This is a genomic window from Rhodobacteraceae bacterium M382, assembly GCA_025141015.1.
GTDB classification, from domain to species: Bacteria; Pseudomonadota; Alphaproteobacteria; order Rhodobacterales; family Rhodobacteraceae; genus Aliisedimentitalea; species Aliisedimentitalea scapharcae.
This window is the reverse complement of sequence record CP081098.1, coordinates 2816184-2835046: the sequence shown is the minus strand read 5'-3', so window position 1 is coordinate 2835046 and position 18863 is coordinate 2816184. Positions and strand designations below refer to the sequence as shown.

Genomic DNA, 18863 nt, shown 5'->3' with positions numbered 1-18863 from the left:
CGTATTATTATTCGTTTTTCTTTTAACGAAGGTCAAGTTAGCCCGGTGTAATAAAGAAATCCCGCGGATATGAGGAGAACGCGATGGGTACCGATCTGAAAGTTGGCTTCATCGGCCTGGGCAATGTAGGCGGCAAGCTCTCTGGATCGCTGTTGCGCAATGGCGTGGATCTATGTGTCCACGATTTGGATGCGGACCTGGTGCAGAGCTTTGTTGATCGGGGGGCCAAGGCCGGAGGAAGCCCGGCACAGATGATGCGCGACTGTGATGCGGTCATCACATGCCTGCCGTCGCCTGCGGCGTCGGATGCAGTGGTGCAGGAGATGCTGCCGGAAGTCACGGCGGGCAAAGTCTGGATGGAGATGTCGACCACGGATGTGGCCGAGGTCAAACGTCTTGGTGCGTTGGTCACTGAACGGGGCGGTCATCCGGTGGACTGTCCGGTGTCAGGGGGATGCCACCGAGCAGATACAGGAAATATCTCGATCTATGCCGGGTGCGAACGCGAAACCTTTGACCGGATCCTGCCGCTGCTGACCAAAATGGGTCGCCGGATTCTGCATGTGGGTGAGATTGGGAATTCCAGCATTCTCAAGGTGATGACAAACTATCTGGCCAATATCAACCTGTTGTCGGTCTGCGAGGCGCTGACGGTAATGAAGGCCTGCGGCATGGATCTGGGAATGACCTACGAAGCGATTGCCATGTCGTCAGGGAATTCATTCGCGCATGAGACCGAAAGCCAGCTGATCCTGTCCGGATCGCGGGATGTGAATTTCACCATGGATCTGGTGATGAAGGACATTGGCCTGTTCCAGACCCTGGCGGATCGCAACAACGTGCCGCTGGAATTGTCTCCGGTGATGATCGAGATGATGAAGGACGGCCAACGTCGCTATGGCGAGCGCGCCCAATCCGATCGGATGATCGAACGGCTGGAGGAGGCCACGGGCCTGTCGATTACCGCGCCGGGGTTTCCGACGGAACTGATTGACGATGAACCAGAAGAGCCGGGATACGAGGTCAAGATCCGGCGTGCGGCGGCCGAATAGGCACCCGCGTCTGTCGGGCATTCCTGCGGGACTGCCCCAATGGATCCTGCGCCGGGGCTGTTCGTCCCGGCGGTTTCGCGGTATGGCCCCGGTATGTGACAACAGAATATGACCGGGAGCAGGGACATGTCGGACGAAATACTGGCAACAATGAAAGCATCTGCGCCGCGCCGGATCATGGGGGTCGGGATGCTGGGGTCGGTGGGCAGCGCAGTGCTTTATGTGGCGCTTTCCTCGCCGCCTGAACCCGAATGGCTGGTGTTTCTGCTGGTGGTCGGGGTTGGTGCGCTGTGGAGCGCGGTCCGGATGTGGCAGGCGACGGAACATTCCATCGAGCTGACGCACACGCAATTGCGCTGCTCGGACGGAACCCTGATTGCCGAGATTGAGGATATCGACGGGATTGATCGCGGGTTCTTTGCGTTCAAACCATCGCATGGGTTTTTGGTGCGGACCCGATCATCGAACGGTCGTGTCTGGCAACCCGGGTTGTGGTGGCGTATGGGGCGACGGATCGGCGTCGGTGGGGTGACGCCGGGTGCCCAGGGCAAGGCCATGGCCGAAATTCTCGCGGCGATACTGTATCAAAAAGAAAACGGGCCACTGCCAAGGTGACCCGCCGTCGTATCGGTTTCGGGTGACGTCAAGCGTCCCCGCCGGTCAAATCATCGTGGTCATCGCCGCCCGACAATGGTCCGTCAAAGTCCAGCTTGGGGGCAAATCTGGGGCGTGAAAAGACAAAGTTATCCAGGTTCTTGTCTTCCATGCCGACATTGAACAATGGCACAAAGACATTGCGGGTTTCGACCAGAATGACCCGTTCGTTGTCCGGCATGATTGGCAGATCGTCTTCAAAGCCGCTGATTGTGGCATTGGTCAGAACGGTTTCATAGCCACGCGCTTCGGACCAATCGACATAATAGCGCGCGTCATCTTCGTCCCAGCGTACGACGGTCACGCGAAGTCTGCTCACAGAACGCGACCGTGTCAGAACCTGCAGCAGTGAATACATGCTGTCGATGTAATCGTCATCCACCGCATTGGTTTCACGCGACAGCAAATCGCTGATCGTATAGGCGGATTTCAGATTCACCGTGCTCTGGCGGTATCCGTCAAAAAAGACATAGACGGCCATAAAGGACCAGAACACCATGGGCATGGCCAGGACGAACTCCACGGACACATTCCCGTCTGTGCGTTGGGCAAAATCCCTGAGCCGTTGTAGGAGCCGTTTCAACATCAGATCACCTCGGTTCCTGAACAAAGGCCGAGGTCGACACCAGAGCGTATTGCCCGGCGGCGTCCTTGACCATGTTCTGACCCAAACCCGTTGTCGGGAAAATTGGATCAATTTTGGCGCAGGCGCGCAAAATCATCAGTTCATTTGACTGGCCGTTGACGAAACTGCGTACCGGAGCCACTTCTTCGGATGCATCCGTACAATCAGCGTCCGTGTCCAACCCGGTCCAGTTGAACGGATCCATCGACACCATTTCCAGCTTCAGGTTCGCACTACAGTTTTCGATGAACCCGGCCCGAACGCAGATCAGATCCTTGATCTCATCGTGCTGGGGGGCAGACCCGGTGCCCAGGCGAATGTCTCGTACCGTCATGTCCAGCGCCCGTTCAAGGCTGGCGTGGTGCAGGGTGACAAACCCCAGTTCCACACCCGACAGCAGGAAAAACAGCATCGCCGGAAACGTGATCGCAAATTCAACGGTGGCCGAGCCATCCTCGGCGCGGGCGAACCGCCTGAGCGGGAGGCGTGACAGCAACTTTTTACCAATACTCATTGGGTCAACCTCAGCTTGCGGATTGACGATGCGATCGACGAAAAGGCCTCGGAGATCTCCAACCCGTCCACATCAAAGTAATGGGCGTCCGAGCTGGCACAATCTGCCAGCACGGCCTGGCCGGAATAGGGGGCTTCGAACCCGATGGTGAACACGATCGCCCCAGCGTCCTTGGCCGTATCACAGATGTCTTTGGTGCGGGAATTCTTGGTGCTGGAATTCACATAGCGGCGCACATCATAGTACCATTCGTCCCGGGCGTTATAAGAGCCCATCCACGGAGCCATGATGCTTTTCCAGACAAATTGGACCGGTGTATGGGCCCAGAGTTCGGCAAAACTCAACTCATACGAAGAACCGCTTTCGGGTTGGTCGTCTTGGGTGGCAAGGCATCCATAGTAATAACTATAGCTGGTACATTTGGTATATGTGCCGTTACCATACGGGTGATCTTGCCACTTTGAGACGGCTTCCAGATCTCCGGAGTCGCCTCTGTCCGTTGCGTCTTTCCAATAGTACAAACCGTTTGCCGGGTTTCTGACGGAATATCTTTGGGCTGTTTCATTCCACCAGACTGTGGAACCGCCCGTGCGAAAATCGTCATCCACGTAGTATTGCGACGTGTTTTGTCCATCTGTCATCAACACGATGATTTTAAGCGTGTCAGAGTCGTTAAAGGCGCTGGGACGGGCGGCAAAATCAGAGGGGACGATGCCGTCACCGATCATCGCATTGGTGGCGCTGCGCACACTGGGGTCCAACAGGGCCGTGCCCCATTTCATCCCCAGGTCGATGGACGTATTGCCGCGCGCCGACAGGTTTGTAATGAAATTCTTGAGTTCGTTTCGATCCTTTTGCATGATCAATGACTCTCGGGCATCGGAGTTTTCGCAGATCGGGTAACTCACGGTGCCACCATAGGGGCGCCGGTCGTGGCTGCTGTAATTGCCACGTGTCCAGATATCGAAATGCATGGTGCGCTCCAGCGCAACGCTGTCGTCAATTTCGGTGGTGTCGAAATCAACCGGGTCAAAGTTCACGCAATTGGAATAGAGGTTTTCGCCGGTTAAATTGAACTGGTCCAGAAATTCTGATGGCATCGAGACCTGAGTGGCATAGGGAACAATCGACATCGACAGCTTGCCGTCTTCGGTGTTGTCGACCATCTGATCGACGAAATCCCGCGCCGCGCTTTTGAGGTTGGTCAGACGGCTGTTCGAATTCATCGACCCGGACACATCCAGAACCAGGGAAATTTCGACGCTGCCGATGCTTTCTTCGGCTGTGCTGCTTGCAGGAGCGGACAGCGTATCCACGCCGGCCATGTGCATGAACTGGGTTTTGATGTCGGCCGAGGCGGTGGCGTTCACATTCCGGAATCCCAAACCTTCGGAGACGGTCACGCCAGACAGGTATTCGGACAAACCCGCCTTGGCAAAATAGTCGTTGACCACATCGGTCGGGTCCAATGTCTGATCAAGGTCCGCCGCCGCCAACACCGCGCGGTCCAGCGTATATTGCAGATTGGTGCGGTCACGTTCGAACCGCATCATGTCAATTCCGATGCCGCCCATCATGAGAATCATCAGGAACACATAGACGCCGAAAATCAGCAGAGTTCCGTCTTCTTCACGCGCAAAGCGTTTGCCGTGAGCCGATATTTTGTTGAGAAATCTGGTGCGTGGACGCACAGAATTCCCCTTTTCAAATAGGTAACGGACACACATCGGGACCTCTTCCACCCGCATCGGGCAAGCAAGCAATAGATACACTTAGTCTCCGACTTTTTGCCTGTGGAACATGGCCGAATTTGGGCGAAATCTGTGCGAAATGTGGTGAATTACCGGGTGTTTAATTTACATTCCACACATCGGCTGCCTGCTGTTTCCGGTTCGGGGACAGAAGGGGCGAATCGCTGGTATTCAGCGTCTTGGGAGCCTCCAAAGTCTTACTTTCAGTTTTTGGAATGCCTAAATTGGTCGCACTTCTTAAGAAAGTTGTCATAGTAGGACAGACATTCTGAACAAGGTCCGAGTCGAACAAAATCATTCTGAGAAGAGACCTGCCCCTCAACAACGGAGAATTGCCGAATGCAGCGAGCCAACGAACCGAGTTTCCGCGAGAGCGTGGATTTGATGTTCAATCGGGCGGTTGCCCTGATGGATTTGCCACCAGGTTTGGAAGAGAAAATCCGGGTTTGTAATGCGACCTATACCGTGCGGTTCGGGGTGCGCCTGCGGGGGCAGATCCAGACGTTTACCGGGTATCGATCCGTGCATTCGGAACATATGGAACCGGTCAAGGGCGGAATTCGTTTCGCCCCCTCCGTCAACCAGGACGAGGTCGAAGCGCTGGCGGCGCTGATGACCTATAAATGTTCCCTGGTCGAGGCACCCTTTGGCGGGTCCAAAGGCGGATTGTGCATTGATCCGCGCCAATATGATGAACATGAACTGGAACAGATCACACGCCGGTTTGCCTATGAGCTGATCAAACGGGATCTCATCCATCCCTCCCAAAACGTGCCTGCACCCGACATGGGGACAGGGGAACGGGAAATGGCGTGGATCTCGGATCAATACATGCGCATGAACACCACGGACATCAACGGGCGCGCCTGTGTCACGGGCAAGCCGATCAATGCCGGCGGGATCCAGGGCCGGACCGAAGCGACAGGGCGCGGGGTGCAATACGCCCTACATGAGTTCTTTCGTGATGCGCGCGACATGGAAAAGGCTGGTCTGACCGGCACGCTGGATGGCAAGCGGGTCATTGTTCAGGGGTTGGGCAATGTGGGGTATCACGCCGCCAAATTCCTGAGCGAAGAGGACGGCTGCAGGGTGACCGGCATTATCGAACGCGATGGTGCGCTGTTTAATCCCGATGGGCTGGACGTCGAAGGGGTGCGCAACTGGATCGTCAAACATGGCGGGGTCACAGGATTCCCGGATGCGACCCATTCCGCCGAAGGCGCGGCCGTTTTGGAGGAAGAATGCGACATTCTGATTCCGGCGGCTCTGGAAGGGGTGATCAATCTGTCCAACGCGGACCGGATCAAGGCCCCCCTGATTATCGAAGCAGCAAATGGCCCAGTGACTGCAGGGGCGGATGATATCCTGCGCCAGAAAGGCACTGTGATCATTCCGGACATGTACGCCAATGCCGGCGGTGTGACGGTGTCCTATTTCGAATGGGTCAAGAACCTCAGCCATATCCGCTTTGGCCGGATGCAGCGCCGCCAGGAAGAGGCGCGCCATCAGTTGGTGGTGGATCAATTGGAGAGCCTGAGCGATGCCATGGGTAAGGCTTGGTCCCCTTCGCCGGATTTCAAACAGAAATACCTTCGCGGCGCAGGAGAGCTGGAGCTGGTGCGCTCCGGGCTCGATGATACGATGCGGATCGCCTATCAATCGATGCGTGAGGTCTGGCACAGCCGGGCCGATGTCACCGACCTGCGCACCGCCGCCTATCTGGTGTCCATCGACAAGGTGGCCAAGAGCTACCGGGCCAAAGGGCTGTAAGCCTGAAAACAACGATAGGAAACCGGCGCGCAGGATTTCTGGTGCGCCGGTTTCGATTTCCAAACTGAAACCTTCTTACAAGCCCGCTCCTGCGGTTTGGGCAATGGTGCTCATGGTATCCTGATTAGGCCCGTCCGATTGGCCGCGGCCAATGCTGCCACACTTTGGGATAGCCTTTTCTTGTCGGGTTTCTGCCATGTTCTTTGCAGATCCTTGAAAGGGTGGCTGACAGAGTTTCGTAGTTAAGAGTTTCGTGATCGGGCGCGCGCAGCCACTGTGATCCTAAAATCTGCCATCTGGCGCGCAAGCGCTGCTGGGACAAAGGAAAAGTGTCCCACAAAAGGAGGCGATCGGCCTGGGGTGTTTCGGCCTGAAGACCACCTGACAAGCCCGATCTTTTTCCTGGTCAAAAGATCATCTACAGATCGCTTACCCACTGCTGCCAACCGCCTATAATGCGCGCGTGGATCCCAAAACTCGCGGGTCCACCGGTCGCTCCATCATCTTGAATGCCTCCTGCGGGATTGTCTCGTGGCGCGACAGGTCGGAGATGCCCAAGGCTGCCACGGCTCCGGTCCCGCTGCGGGACCATTGCAACACAGGGCGCGTTTTGCACGGACCATTTGGGCGGGATCTTTGTGGTTCAGCTGCGGGGGCTTTGCTGCGCACTTCGGGTGATGTTCGGTCTCTCCCATAACCCAGACGGATTTAGCTTTCGGGCTCAGTGATGGGTATATCAAAATCCGTACCTGCGGTTCAGGACTGCGATGCGGATCTGGATTTCCGCGACCTTCTTTTCAAACCCCCTGGCCATCCTTGATTGGCCAAAGAGTTTCAGACAGTGCATCTTCGGTTCAACGCGGCTGTGGCGGTGGTGCCCGCCCCAACGTAGCCACAGATGCGGCCCGGATATTGCAACGCATTGACCGAGCCATTGCGGGCACAGATTCCGTCGTTTGTCGGGTTCCAGGTCTGTGCATTCTTAGGCGGCGGGATTTGGTTCAATACATCGGGTCGCTTGGGCGCATCCCCGATTCAGCTGTTGGTGACGAAGCCTGCCCAACCATCCAGCAGTTCCTCATCCATCCAGATGTGCAACTTGCGCCAGATCCGACTACAGCGGCCCGTCTGTTTCCCGAAATTTGTCACCATGATTATTTTGCGACATGCTGTGACGGAATTAGCACTAGACATATGTGGTTAGTTCGTGTGACGTCGACGTCGAAATCTACTTGCTCTGACCGGTATGGGTGGGGGACAACAGGTTGAGGGCGAACCGGGCGCGTCGCGCGCTCTTGGGGGTTCGGGTTCGAAGGGGAGAGTGATCATGCGGTTTTCAGGCTGGCGTGTTTTCAAAGAAGGGCTGACCGGCAACAAGGGGTGGAAACCCCATTGGCGTGATCCGCAGCCCAAGGCGGAATATGACGCAGTGATCATCGGTGGCGGTGGCCATGGTTTGGCCACGGCATATTATCTGGCCAAGGAACACGGGCTGACCAACATCGCGGTCCTGGAAAAAGGGTATCTGGGGGGCGGTAACGTCGGGCGCAACACCACGATTGTGCGGGCCAACTACTTTTTGCCGGGCAATTCCGAATTCTATTCCCATTCCCTGAAACTGTGGGAAGGGCTGGAACAGGACCTGAACTATAACGCGATGATGTCCCAGCGCGGGATTTTGAATCTGTATCACAATGATGGCCAACGTGACGGTGCGGTGCGCCGCGGCAATGCCATCGTCAACCAGGGCGATGATGCTGAACTGGTCAGCCGCGAACAGCTGCGGGAGATGGTGCCGTTCCTGAATTATGACAACAACCGGTTTCCGATCATGGGTGCGCTTTTGCAGCGCCGGGCTGGCACCGCGCGCCATGATGCGGTGGCCTGGGGTTTTGCCCGTGGTGCCGATCAACGTGGGGTGGACCTGATCCAGAACTGCGAAGTCACCGGCATCGACATTGAAAACGGCAAAGTCGTCGGGGTGCAGACCTCACGCGGGCCGATCCGGGCCAAAAAGGTCGCCATGGCTGCGGCGGGTCGATCCGGTCAGGTGGCGGCCATGGCGGGGATGCGCCTGCCTGTTGAAAGCCATGTGTTGCAGGCGTTTGTGTCTGAGGGGCTGAAACCGATCATCGACCATGTGATCACCTTTGCCGAAGGGCATCTTTATATCAGTCAGTCGGACAAGGGCGGGTTGGTGTTCGGGTCGTACCTGGATTTCTACAGCTCCTATGCGGCGCGGGGCAATTTGCCGATGGTCGAGCACACGATGGAGACCTGTGTTGCCATGGTACCGGCCGTGGCCAAGGCGCGTTTGCTGCGCAGTTGGGGTGGGATCATGGACATGACGCCGGACGGCTCACCGATCATCGACAAAACGCATATCGACGGGCTCTACCTGAACGCCGGCTGGTGTTATGGCGGGTTCAAGGCGACCCCGGCGTCTGGCCATTGCTTTGCCCATCTGATCGCCACGGACCGGCCGCATGACGCGGCCACAAAATTCAAGTTGGACCGGTTCGAGACCGGCTATGACCTGATGGATGAGGAGGGGACCGGTGCACAACATAACCTGCATTGATCGATGTGAAGCGACCGGGGCAGGGGGCGCTGCCCCCTCGGCCATGCGGCCTCACCCCCGGAGTTTTTGTGGCGAGATGAAGAAGGAGCGCGGCGCATGAGGGTCACCTGTCCAGTTTGCGGTGAGCGTGATCGCCGCGAGTTCTATTATCAAGGTGCTGCGTTGCAGCGCCCGGCCGCGGATGCACCGATTGAGCAATGGCATGAATATGTGAATCTGCGGGACAATCCGGCGGGCCCGCTCAAGGAGCTGTGGTATCACGAGATGGGATGTGGATCCTGGGTTGTTGTGGAGCGCAATGTCGCGACCCATGAAATGCTGGGGTCGCAATTGGCCCAAGACGCCGATCTGGGAGGTCCGCGATGAGAATTGCAGGCAAGGGGCTGACCGCCGGTGCGGCGAGCGTTTCGTTCCGCTTTGACGGGCGTGATTATATGGGCCTGGAGGGGGACACTCTGGCCTCGGCACTGTTGGCCAATGATGTGCATCTGATGGGGCGGTCGTTCAAATACCACCGCCCGCGCGGCGTGTTGAGTGCGGGGAGCGAAGAGCCCAACGCGTTGGTGACCATTGGATCGGGCACCAATCGCGAGCCCAACATGCGCGCCACGGTGCAGGAGATTTTTGAAGGGTTGGAGGCGTCGAGCCAGAACCGTTGGCCGTCGTTGGATCTGGACGTGATGTCGGTGAATGATCTTGCGGCCCCGTTCTTTGGCGCGGGGTTCTATTACAAGACCTTCATGTGGCCAGCTGCATTCTGGGAGAAAATCTATGAGCCGATGATCCGGCGCGCTGCCGGTCTGGGCGCGCTGTCGGGGGAAGCAGATTCGGATCGCTATGAAAAAGCCTATGCCTTTTGCGATCTGCTGGTGATTGGGGCGGGACCCACGGGGTTGATGGCGGCGCTGGCCGCAGGTCGGGCCGGGGCGGATGTGATTCTGGCAGACGAAGATTCGCGCATGGGCGGGCGGTTGTTGGCAGAGAGCGAAACCGTTGATGACATGGCTGGTTCAGACTGGGCCGAGAGTATCCTGGCCGAATTGCGCAGTATGGACAATGTACGGCTGATGACGCGCACATCCGTTGTGGGTGCTTATGATCAGGGGACGTATGCGGCGCTGGAAAAGGTGACCCACCACAAAGCGCGCACCGGCAAGGCCCCTCTGGAATGCTTTTGGCGGATTGTCGCAAAACGTGCCGTTCTGGCCGCCGGGGCCATCGAGCGCCCGGTGGCCTTCCGCAACAACGACCGGCCGGGGATCATGACCGCCGGGGCCGTGCGGGCCTATTTGAACCGATGGGGCGTGGCACCGGGCAGGCGGGTCACCGTTTTTGCAAACAATGATCAGGCTCATCGCACAGCGCAGGATCTGGTGGCTGCGGGTGTGCATGTGGCCGCTCTGATAGACAGCCGCCATGATGCTCCTCAGTCCAACATGTTCCGGGTGTATCGCGGGGCGCAGGTTTGTGATGCGGGCGGGCGCAAACGGGTTGAATCGATCACGGTGCGTACGGTCAGCGGGACGGAAAAAATCCTGACCGATTGTCTGGCGATGTCTGGCGGATGGAACCCGAATGTGCATCTGACCTGTCACCAGAACGGACGCCCGATATGGCGCGCGGACATTGCCGCCTTTGTGCCCAAGCCCGGGATGATCCCGGGGTTGAGCGCGGCAGGCGCGGCCAACGGCACCTTCAGCACAGCCGCCTGTCTGGGCGAGGGCGTTGCGGTGGCGCGGACCGCCCTGGATGATCTGGGGTATTCGGTGCCCGAGATCGCCTTGCCCCGGGCAGAGGACGCGCCCTATGCCATGAGCCCGCTTTGGGCGGTACCGGGCAAAGGCCGGGCGTGGCTGGATTTTCAGAACGACGTCACGGTCAAGGATGTGAAACAGGCCGCGGTGGAAAACTTTCGCTCGGTCGAGCACATGAAGCGCTATACCACGCTGGGTATGGCCACCGATCAGGGGAAGTCTTCGAACATGGGGGCGCTGGCGGTTTTGGCGGATGCCACGGGGCGCGCCATTCCCGAAACCGGAACAACCACATTCCGTCCTCCGTTCAACCCGGTGTCGCTCGCGGCGATGGGGGCAGGGGCCGAAGGCAAAGGGTTCAAACCGGAGCGGTTCACCACCTCGCATGCCGCCACCGTTGCCCGTGGTGCGCCGTTCATCGAGGCAGGGCTGTGGTATCGCCCCAGCTATTTTCCGCAATCCGGTGAAGCCACTTGGCAGCAGAGTTGCAATCGCGAAGTCAACATGGTGCGCGAGGCTGTTGGGGTCTGTGATGTGTCCACGCTGGGCAAGATCGACATTCAGGGGCCGGACGCGGGCAAGCTGTTGGATTATGCCTATACCAACATGTTCAGTACGCTCAAGATCGGGCGCGTGCGCTATGGGCTGATGCTGCGCGAAGACGGATTTGTCATGGACGATGGCACCACTGCACGATTGGGAGAGCATCATTATGTGATGACGACGACCACAGCCGCAGCGGGCGAAGTCATGAAGCACCTAGAGTATATCACTCAGGCGCTGCGACCAGAATGGGATGTGCGGTTCACGTCGGTCACCGAACAATGGGCGCAGTTTGCTGTTGCCGGGCCCAAGGCACGTGATGTGTTGAACGATTTGATGGATACGCCAATCGACAACGACAGCTTTCCGTACATGTCCTGCGGGGCAGTCGCCATTGGCGGTGTCAACGCGCGGCTGTTCCGAATATCGTTTTCGGGCGAACATGCCTATGAAATCGCGGTGCCGTCCCGGTTTGGTGACAGCCTGTTTCGCGAACTGACATCCCGGGCCGAAGCCATCGGTGGCGGTCCCTACGGGATGGAGGCGCTGAACGTGCTGCGGATCGAAAAAGGATTCATCACCCATGCCGAAATTCACGGGCGCACCACCGCGTTTGACGTCGGCATGCAGGGGATGGTTTCCAAGAAAAAAGAGTGCCTGGGAAAACCGATGGCGCAGCGCCCCGGATTGTCAGAGGCCGACCGCGAACGGTTGGTCGGGCTGAAACCTCTGGAGTCGGGGGGAGAGCTGACCGCCGGAGCGCATTTGTTCACCCCCGGTGACACGGTCGAGCGGGTGAATGATCAGGGATATGTGACTTCGGTAGGGCATTCGCCGACCCTGGGTCACATGATTGCGCTGGGGTTCCTGAAAAACGGACCCGAGCGAATGGGCCAGCAGGTCAGGCTGGTCGATCATCTGCGCGGTGTAGATACCCTGTGTGAAGTGGTGAACCCAGTGTTCTTTGACCCTGAAGGAGGGCGGTTGCGTGGTTGAATTGAGTGCAAAAACACCCTGTGACGGGCTGGTCCCGACAACCATCGGGGCGATCACGCTGAGCGAAATGCAGGTTGGGGTGATGACGTCCGTCGCGCCCTATATCGGCAAGGGACAGGCGGTGTCGGATCATTTGCGCGCGGCCCATGGGGTCGGGTTTCCGGACCCAGGTCAGGCACTGTTCGGTGATGGCGGGCAGGTGATCTGGTTTGGGCGCAATCAGGCGGTTTTGTTGGGTGCGGCACCGGATGAAAAATTGTCCACGCTCGCAGCTTTGACAGATCAAGGCGATGCCTGGGCGGTTGTGCGTCTGGCTGGGGTGGGGGCCGAAGAGGTTCTGGCACGCCTGGCACCGGTGGATCTGCGGCCTGGCCAATTTGATCCGGGACAGACGCTGCGCACCGAATTGGCGCATATGGCGGCCTCCATAACCCGCCTGTCGGATGGGGCGTTTCAGATCATGGTATTACGATCCATGGCGCAGACTTTGATACATGATCTCAAGTCAGCCATGGAAGCTGTCGCCGCACGGGGGTAAGATCACCGGGACCTGACCTGATTCCGGAGCTGCCCTGATGTTGACCCGCTTGACCCTGATCACCGTTCTCGCCACGGGCCCCGCCTTTGCTCAGCAATTGAGCAAAGAGGAAAGCTGTGGGTATCAGGCGGATGTGGTGGCCGCCGTTCAGCAGGCCCGGCTGGACCGGGTCAGCGAACGCAAGGTTCCCGAGGCCGTGGCCGCGACCAATCCGAGCTGGCCGGAGAGCTTCAACAACGCCGTGCCATTGATCGCGCCCTGGGTGTATGAGCAAAAGATGAAGGCCATCCGCACCGAGGACCTGGGCGCGATCTGGCGTGAAATGTGTTTGAAACAGCCCTGATCGCGCGGATTGATCGCACGGCCTGATCACCCGACGCGTCGCGCCCATTGTACGGGCTTTCTCTGCTTTTGTCGGCGCGCCTCTTGGCGTCGCCCTGCCAGTCTGACACAATCGCCCCATGTCCTTGCCCCCCGGATTTCTTGATGAACTGCGCAACCGAACCAGCCTGTCTCAGGTTGTGGGGCGCAAAGTCATGTGGGATCAGCGCAAGTCGAACCAGGGCAAGGGCGACATGTGGGCCCCATGCCCATTCCACCACGAAAAGACCGCCTCCTTCCATGTCGATGACCGCAAAGGCTATTATTACTGCTTTGGCTGTCATCAAAAGGGCGACGCGCTGAGCTTTATTCAAGAGACCGAGAACGTCGGTTTCATGGAAGCGGTTGAGATCCTGGCGCAGGAAGCCGGGATGGAAATGCCTGCACGTGACCCCAAGGCACAACAAAAACAGGACCGCCGCGTGTTGTTGGCCGAGGTCATGGAACAGGCGGTCCAGTTCTTCCGGTTGCAGCTGAGCACCGGGGCGGGGCGCGCAGCGCGCGATTACGTGCTGGGGCGTGGTCTGGATCCGCGGGCGCAGGAGCGTTGGGAGATTGGCTTTGCCCCGGAGGGATGGCAGCATTTGTGGGATCATCTGCGGGGCAAAGGTGTTCCGGAAGATCTGATCATGGGGGCCGGGCTGGCCAAACCATCGACCAAGGGCGGCAAACCCTATGACACGTTTCGCAACCGGATCATGTTTCCCATTCGCGACGCGCGGGGGCGATGCATCGCCTTTGGCGGGCGGGCGATGGATCCGACGGACAATGCAAAATACCTGAACTCGCCCGAGACCGAATTGTTCGACAAGGGGCGCAGCCTGTATAACCACGCACCATCACGGGTCGCGGCGGGCAAGGGGCTGCCGCTGATCGTGGCCGAAGGATACATGGATGTGATTGCCCTGGCCGAGGCCGGGTTCGAGGCATCGGTGGCCCCATTGGGCACGGCCGTCACCGAAAATCAATTGCAACTGATGTGGCGCATCTCGGATGAACCGATCATCGCGTTGGATGGCGACACCGCAGGTTTGCGCGCGGCGATGCGATTGATCGACCTGGCCCTGCCGCTTTTGGAGGCGGGCAAATCCCTGCGCTTTGCTTTGATGCCGGACGGCAAGGATCCCGATGATCTGCTCAAGGCCGAAGGTCCGGCTGCGGTGCAAAAGGTGCTGGATCAGGCGATCCCGATGGTGCGCCTGTTGTGGCAACGTGAAACTGCGGGCAAGGTCTTTGACAGCCCCGAACGCAAGGCTGCGCTCGACAAGGTGCTGCGCGACAAGATCAAACTGATTCGCGATCCGTCGATTCGGACCCACTATGGCGAAGACATCAAGGAGATGCGCTGGGAGCTGTTTCGTCAGGGACGACGCCCACAATCGCGGTCGAACACCTATGGTGGCGGAAAATCTCAATGGCGCCCGCGTGGGGCCCCACCGGTGCCGATGCCCGGAACCAAGAGTTCGCTGCTGGCGGCTGCTGGCGACAAGGCGAGCCAGCAAATGCGCGAAGCGGTCATTCTGGCCATTGCCATCGCCACCCCTCAAGTGATCGCTGACTTTGAAACCAAATTCGATGGGATGATCTGTTCGGATCAGGAATACGCCCAATTGCGTGACATTATTCTGAGCTGTGGGATCGACGCACCAGAACGGCTGGGTGAAGAAATCGAATACAGAATTGGGCCCCAAGCCCTTGAAAACCTGTATGCGCTGCGCCATGTGGCTATTAGTCCCTGCTTGCGCAAACCCGGCGATATCGAAATGGCACGTCTGACGCTGACCGAAGAATTCGCGAAACTCGACGCATTGCGCGGACTGGATGCAGAAATTGCCGAAGCCGAACAGGACCTGACGGATCTGGCGGATGAGGCTTTGACCTGGCGGTTGCGCCAGGCCGCCGAGGCGCGGAACAAGGCTGTGCGCAGCGAGAGTGAGGACAAAGCCGAATACGAAGTTGCCGACAATGGGGTTCAGTTGAACCGCGAAGAACGTAGCCTTTTTGATGCGCTGACCAAGAACATCGACTTTGCCAAGAAACGACGTTGAGTCGTTTTGGTAAGGAAGACCGAAAGAAAATTCGATAAACGGGGTGACGAATCATCAGATCCCGCTAATGATTCGTCCAAACCGAATCGCCCCCAGCACCTGCAGGAGCAATGAATGGCCGCCAAAGACACCGACGACCGCAAGCCTGAAGAACAGGACGCCGAAATCTCGCTGGACATGAGCCAGGCCGCCGTCAAGAAGATGATCGCGGAAGCCCGGGAGAAGGGCTATATCACCTATGACCAGCTGAACCAGGTTTTGCCGCCTGATCAGGTGAGTTCGGAACAGATCGAAGACGTGATGTCGATGCTCTCGGAAATGGGCATCAACATTATCGAAGACGAAGAAGCCGAAGACGACGATGCCCAGAACAAGGGGCCGACCGATCTGGTGACAACCGACGGGCCGCGTGAAGTGACTCTGGCCGGTGCCGCGTCCGAAAAACTGGACCGCACCGACGATCCGGTTCGCATGTACCTGCGCGAAATGGGCAGTGTTGAGCTGTTGAGCCGTGAAGGCGAAATCGCGATTGCCAAACGGATCGAGGCCGGTCGCAACACCATGATCCTGGGGCTGTGCGAAAGCCCGCTGACCTTCCAGGCGATTACCATCTGGCACGACGAACTGTTGTCCGAAGACATTCTTCTGCGCGACGTTATCGATCTGGAAGCCACGTTCGGCAACCAGCTGGATGACGAAGAGGAAGAAGAACCCGTCGTTGATACTTCGGCTGTGGCTGCGACCAAGACCGAAGAAAAAGGTCCCGAACTGGACGCCGATGGCAATCCGATCGCCGCGGATGATGATGACGACGAGGACGAACAGGCCAACATGTCGCTGGCCGCAATGGAAGCCGCGTTGAAAGATCAGGTGCTGACCACACTGGAACGGATCTCGACCGACTTTGCCATGTTGTCGGAAATGCAGGACAGCCGGATTTCGGCAACTCTGAACGAAGACGGCACGTTCAGCGCCAAGGACGAAGCCACCTATCAGTCCCTGCGGTCCGAGATCGTTGAGCTGGTGAACGGCCTGCATCTGCATAACAACCGGATCGAAGCGCTGATCGACCAGCTGTACGGCATCAACAAACGCGTCATGCAGATCGACGGGCAGATGGTGAAACTGGCCGACCAGGCCCGCATCAACCGTCGCGAATTTGTCGAAGCCTATCGTGGGCGCGAACTGGACCCGAACTGGTTGACGGACATGGGCGAAAAGCCCGGCCGTGGCTGGCAGATGTTCTTTGAGCGCTCCTCTGAGAAGGTCGAGGAACTGCGCGCAGACATGGCCCAGGTCGGTACCTATGTGGGTCTGGACATCAGCGAATTCCGCCGCATCGTGCAGCAGGTTCAAAAGGGTGAAAAAGAAGCGCGCCAGGCCAAAAAGGAAATGGTGGAAGCCAACCTGCGTCTGGTGATTTCGATTGCCAAAAAATACACCAACCGCGGCCTACAGTTCCTGGATCTCATTCAGGAAGGGAACATCGGCCTGATGAAGGCGGTCGACAAATTCGAATATCGCCGGGGCTACAAGTTCTCGACCTATGCGACCTGGTGGATCCGTCAGGCGATCACGCGGTCCATCGCGGATCAGGCCCGTACCATCCGAATTCCGGTGCACATGATCGAAACGATCAACAAGCTGGTTCGGACCGGTCGGCAGATGCTGCACGAAATCGGCCGTGAACCGACGCCCGAAGAATTGGCCGAAAAGCTGCAGATGCCGCTGGAAAAGGTTCGCAAGGTGATGAAAATCGCCAAGGAGCCGATTTCGCTCGAAACTCCGATTGGGGACGAAGAAGACAGCCAGTTGGGCGATTTCATCGAGGACAAGAATGCAGTGCTGCCGCTGGACAGTGCCATTCAGGAAAATCTCAAGGAAACAACCACTCGGGTTCTGGCTTCGCTCACACCGCGCGAAGAACGGGTTCTGCGGATGCGTTTTGGCATCGGTATGAACACCGATCATACGCTGGAAGAAGTGGGCCAGCAGTTCAGCGTGACCCGCGAACGGATTCGCCAGATCGAAGCCAAGGCTCTGCGCAAACTGAAGCACCCCAGCAGGTCGCGCAAACTGCGCAGCTTCCTGGACCAGTAAGCCACGTGAAATTCAGTCTGAGGCGTCCCCGTCCGGGGGCGCCTTTTTCACGCCGTCGCACGATACCGCGATATTTGCGCCTGCCTGTTGGAAACGCATTTCGACCAGCTTACATTGATTAAAAAATTGGTTCGGATTGTCGGGCCGCTTAGCCTAATTTGGAGGCCTCAAAAATGATTGCCCAAGTCTTACGTGTTTTCAGTGTTGGTCTGATCGGGATGACCATGGCGACCTCGGCCAGCGCATTTTCGACCCGCGATGGTGCCCGGGTCAACCAGGTGAATGATGTGGTCTTTGAGGTGATCGGGCGCAGCACCGCCTCGTCTGCCCAGCAATTCTGGTGCGCCGCGTCGGAATATGCCCGCCGCGCATTGAATGCCGGATGGACCGATCGCGTATATCTGGTTCAGGGTCGGGGCCAAAGCGTCACGACCAACCGCAGATCCGCGGTTCAGTTCACCATGTCTCCGCAGGCGGCCGGAATAACGCCGATCGAAAACAATTCGGTTCGGTTGAATTCGTTAAAGCCTGGCGAAAGCATGAGCGTTCAGCAGGCCAATCTGTATTGCTCGGCAATTCCGGACAGGTTCTGAAGCCATGCGTATGATGTATAAATTGGCTCTGGCAGCAACTGTGGCGTTGCCTCACATGGGGGCCCCGGCCATGGCGTGGCGCGCAAGCAGTGGTCTCGAAGTTTTTGCGCTGAGCGACGGCACCGTCGAAGTGTTGTCCCGTGCGGGGTCGGCCACGACGGATTTCTGGTGCGCGATCGGAGATTATGCGGTGCGCCAAGCCCGGGTCCCGACCAAGGATAGGGTCTATCTGGTCGCCCCGATGGGGCCGTCCGCGACCCGGTCGAATTACAAATCCGTACGGTTCGGATTTACCAAACCCGCCAATGCCGACACGGGGCAATCCTATTCCCTGTCGATAAAACGTGTGGGGGAAAACCTGAGCGTCGGCATGGCCCGACAGTATTGTTTTGGCAACTACAGGCGGGACCGGTTCTTTTGAGTCTCAGCCTTGGTAGAGGTGGGCTTGTCTGAAACCGGTAGATGAAGCAGGGCAGGACATTACGATGACCCATGAATTCTCTCTGCGCACATCCGGCGCTGGCCTGTATGAATTCACCCAGGATGTGGCGCGGTGGCTGGACGCGCTGGATGGGCCACGCGATGGTGTGTTGACGTTGTTCGTGCGGCACACGTCCTGCTCTCTGATCATTCAGGAGAATGCCGACCCCGAGGTCCAGAGTGATTTACGGGCATTTTTTGACCGGCTGGTCCCGTCAAGCACCCATGCGTCGATGTCCTATCTGCGCCATACCTATGAAGGTCCCGATGACATGCCCGCCCATATCAAGGCGACACTGATGCCGGTCAGCCTGTCGATACCGGTGGCGCAGGGTCGGATGGTTTTGGGAACCTGGCAGGGCATCTATCTGTTTGAACACCGCACAGCCCCCCACACCCGCCGCGTTGCCGCACATCTGGGCTGACCACCTTTATCTAGCGGTTGCAATTCCCCTCTACCCAAAGGGTTGAGGCTAGCCTATA

General features: G+C 58.1%; 16 protein-coding genes. 13 read left to right on the top strand and 3 right to left on the bottom strand.

Annotated elements, in window-relative coordinates; translation table 11 throughout:
* Positions 1 to 95 precede the first annotated feature (95 nt).
* Entirely contained in the window at positions 96 to 1052 is a 957-nt protein-coding gene (locus K3727_13250) for an NAD(P)-dependent oxidoreductase (protein UWQ93373.1), read from the top strand.
* 108 nt (positions 1053 to 1160) lie between these two features.
* On the top strand, positions 1161 to 1667 hold the full coding sequence (locus K3727_13245; GenBank protein UWQ89776.1) for a hypothetical protein: 507 nt from the start codon (positions 1161 to 1163) through the stop codon (positions 1665 to 1667).
* 28 nt (positions 1668 to 1695) lie between these two features.
* On the opposite strand, the gene K3727_13240 is transcribed toward K3727_13245, so the two are convergent.
* Genes K3727_13240 through K3727_13230 form a run of 3 tightly spaced genes read right to left on the bottom strand, consistent with a single transcriptional unit; the run spans position 1696 to position 4461 of the window.
* Entirely contained in the window at positions 1696 to 2292 is a 597-nt protein-coding gene (locus tag K3727_13240; GenBank protein UWQ89775.1) for a pilus assembly protein, read from the bottom strand.
* Positions 2293 to 2296: 4 nt separating this feature from the next.
* Positions 2297 to 2845, bottom strand: coding sequence for a pilus assembly protein (locus K3727_13235; GenBank protein ID UWQ89774.1), 549 nt, complete (start codon positions 2843 to 2845; stop codon positions 2297 to 2299).
* Complete coding sequence (locus K3727_13230; protein ID UWQ93372.1) at positions 2842 to 4461, bottom strand: hypothetical protein; 1620 nt, start codon at positions 4459 to 4461, stop codon at positions 2842 to 2844. Before K3727_13230 ends, K3727_13235 begins: the two co-directional genes overlap by 4 nt.
* A 474-nt stretch (positions 4462 to 4935) precedes the next feature.
* On the opposite strand from K3727_13230, the gene K3727_13225 reads away from it, so the two are divergent.
* From K3727_13225 to K3727_13175, 11 genes are all read left to right on the top strand, one after another.
* Positions 4936 to 6366: a Glu/Leu/Phe/Val dehydrogenase gene (locus K3727_13225; protein ID UWQ89773.1), complete on the top strand. Its 1431-nt coding sequence runs from the start codon at positions 4936 to 4938 to the stop codon at positions 6364 to 6366.
* Between the two features lie 1327 nt (positions 6367 to 7693).
* Positions 7694 to 8947: a sarcosine oxidase subunit beta family protein gene (locus tag K3727_13220; GenBank protein ID UWQ89772.1), complete on the top strand. Its 1254-nt coding sequence runs from the start codon at positions 7694 to 7696 to the stop codon at positions 8945 to 8947.
* Between the two features lie 96 nt (positions 8948 to 9043).
* The gene (locus K3727_13215) at positions 9044 to 9313 is read left to right on the top strand and encodes a sarcosine oxidase subunit delta (protein UWQ89771.1); all 270 of its coding nucleotides are present in this window, start codon (positions 9044 to 9046) and stop codon (positions 9311 to 9313) included.
* On the top strand, positions 9310 to 12240 hold the full coding sequence (locus K3727_13210) for a sarcosine oxidase subunit alpha family protein (protein ID UWQ89770.1): 2931 nt from the start codon (positions 9310 to 9312) through the stop codon (positions 12238 to 12240). The genes K3727_13215 and K3727_13210 overlap by 4 nt, the downstream gene beginning before the upstream one ends.
* The gene (locus K3727_13205) at positions 12233 to 12778 is read left to right on the top strand and encodes a sarcosine oxidase subunit gamma (protein UWQ89769.1); all 546 of its coding nucleotides are present in this window, start codon (positions 12233 to 12235) and stop codon (positions 12776 to 12778) included. Before K3727_13210 ends, K3727_13205 begins: the two co-directional genes overlap by 8 nt.
* Before the next feature lie 37 nt (positions 12779 to 12815).
* Complete coding sequence (locus K3727_13200; GenBank protein UWQ89768.1) at positions 12816 to 13121, top strand: hypothetical protein; 306 nt, start codon at positions 12816 to 12818, stop codon at positions 13119 to 13121.
* A gap of 118 nt (positions 13122 to 13239) precedes the next feature.
* Positions 13240 to 15207, top strand: coding sequence for a DNA primase (gene dnaG, locus K3727_13195; GenBank protein UWQ89767.1), 1968 nt, complete (start codon positions 13240 to 13242; stop codon positions 15205 to 15207).
* A 114-nt stretch (positions 15208 to 15321) separates the two neighbouring features.
* Entirely contained in the window at positions 15322 to 17307 is a 1986-nt protein-coding gene (rpoD, locus tag K3727_13190) for an RNA polymerase sigma factor RpoD (protein UWQ89766.1), read from the top strand.
* Between the two features lie 218 nt (positions 17308 to 17525).
* On the top strand, positions 17526 to 17900 hold the full coding sequence (locus K3727_13185) for a hypothetical protein (GenBank protein UWQ93371.1): 375 nt from the start codon (positions 17526 to 17528) through the stop codon (positions 17898 to 17900).
* A 4-nt stretch (positions 17901 to 17904) separates the two neighbouring features.
* Positions 17905 to 18321: a hypothetical protein gene (locus K3727_13180; protein UWQ89765.1), complete on the top strand. Its 417-nt coding sequence runs from the start codon at positions 17905 to 17907 to the stop codon at positions 18319 to 18321.
* Positions 18322 to 18385: 64 nt separating this feature from the next.
* A complete protein-coding gene (locus tag K3727_13175) occupies positions 18386 to 18805 on the top strand; it encodes a secondary thiamine-phosphate synthase enzyme YjbQ (protein UWQ89764.1) in 420 nt (139 codons plus the stop codon).
* Positions 18806 to 18863: the final 58 nt, after the last annotated feature.

Bases quoted from the DNA above. Each gene is read 5' to 3' on its own strand.
- K3727_13200 (UWQ89768.1), top strand. From the start codon at position 12,816: ATGTTGACCCGCTTGACCCTGATCACCGTTCTCGCCACGGGCCCCGCC.
- K3727_13220 (UWQ89772.1), top strand. From the start codon at position 7,694: ATGCGGTTTTCAGGCTGGCGTGTTTTCAAAGAAGGGCTGACCGGCAAC.
- K3727_13210 (UWQ89770.1), top strand. From the start codon at position 9,310: ATGAGAATTGCAGGCAAGGGGCTGACCGCCGGTGCGGCGAGCGTTTCG.
- K3727_13245 (UWQ89776.1), top strand. From the start codon at position 1,161: ATGACCGGGAGCAGGGACATGTCGGACGAAATACTGGCAACAATGAAA.
- K3727_13180 (UWQ89765.1), top strand. From the start codon at position 17,905: ATGCGTATGATGTATAAATTGGCTCTGGCAGCAACTGTGGCGTTGCCT.
- K3727_13235 (UWQ89774.1), bottom strand. From the start codon at position 2,845: ATGAGTATTGGTAAAAAGTTGCTGTCACGCCTCCCGCTCAGGCGGTTC.
- K3727_13175 (UWQ89764.1), top strand. From the start codon at position 18,386: ATGACCCATGAATTCTCTCTGCGCACATCCGGCGCTGGCCTGTATGAA.
- K3727_13225 (UWQ89773.1), top strand. From the start codon at position 4,936: ATGCAGCGAGCCAACGAACCGAGTTTCCGCGAGAGCGTGGATTTGATG.
- K3727_13185 (UWQ93371.1), top strand. From the start codon at position 17,526: ATGACCATGGCGACCTCGGCCAGCGCATTTTCGACCCGCGATGGTGCC.
- K3727_13215 (UWQ89771.1), top strand. From the start codon at position 9,044: ATGAGGGTCACCTGTCCAGTTTGCGGTGAGCGTGATCGCCGCGAGTTC.
- K3727_13240 (UWQ89775.1), bottom strand. From the start codon at position 2,292: ATGTTGAAACGGCTCCTACAACGGCTCAGGGATTTTGCCCAACGCACA.
- dnaG (UWQ89767.1), top strand. From the start codon at position 13,240: ATGTCCTTGCCCCCCGGATTTCTTGATGAACTGCGCAACCGAACCAGC.
- rpoD (UWQ89766.1), top strand. From the start codon at position 15,322: ATGGCCGCCAAAGACACCGACGACCGCAAGCCTGAAGAACAGGACGCC.